The 628-nt window shown below is 53.2% G+C and carries 1 protein-coding gene; it reads left to right on the plus strand.

Annotation, left to right across the window (positions count from 1 at the left end; all coding sequences use genetic code 11):
• Positions 1-17: 17 nt before the first annotated feature.
• On the plus strand, positions 18-628 hold a 611-nt coding region (locus AB0F88_RS13415; protein WP_362682496.1), incomplete at its 3' end, for a tetratricopeptide repeat protein.

Consider the following 628-nt stretch of genomic DNA (forward strand, 5'->3'; position numbering starts at 1 on the left):
ATCACCCCGATACTCTTATATTTCGCAACAACCTCGCTGGCGCCTACGAATCTATAGGTCGCATAGGCGAGGCCATTGAGCTGTACCAGCAGGTACTGACAAACGCCGAACGCGTACTCGGCCCCGATCACCCCAATGTTTTAGCCGCCCGCAACAATCTAGCGGTCGCCTATCATAAGGTCGGAAGATTAAATGAAGCCATTACACTATACGAGCGAAACGTTCGCGATCGCGAGCGTATTTTCGGCTCGGAGCATCCTAGTGCACTAAATTCTCGCAGCAACTTGGCTGGGGCCTACGAATCGGTAGGTCGACTCACCGAAGCCATCACATTGCATGAGAATGTGCTCCGAATTAGAGAACGCGTTCTCGGCCCAGACCACCCGGACACATTAACGTCACGCAATAACTTGGCTGGGGCCTATAAAACGGTAGGTCGACTCACCGAAGCCATCACATTGCATGAGAATGTGCTCCGAATTAGAGAACGCGTTCTCGGCCCAGACCACCCGGACACATTGACGTCACGCAATAACTTGGCTGGGGCCTACGAATCGGTAGGTCGACTCACCGAAGCCATCACATTGCATGAGAATGTGCTCCGAATTAGAGAACGCGTTCTCGGCCC

Source organism: Streptosporangium sp. NPDC023963 (assembly GCF_040639135.1).
In the GTDB taxonomy this organism is placed as follows: Bacteria; Actinomycetota; Actinomycetes; order Streptosporangiales; family Streptosporangiaceae; genus Streptosporangium.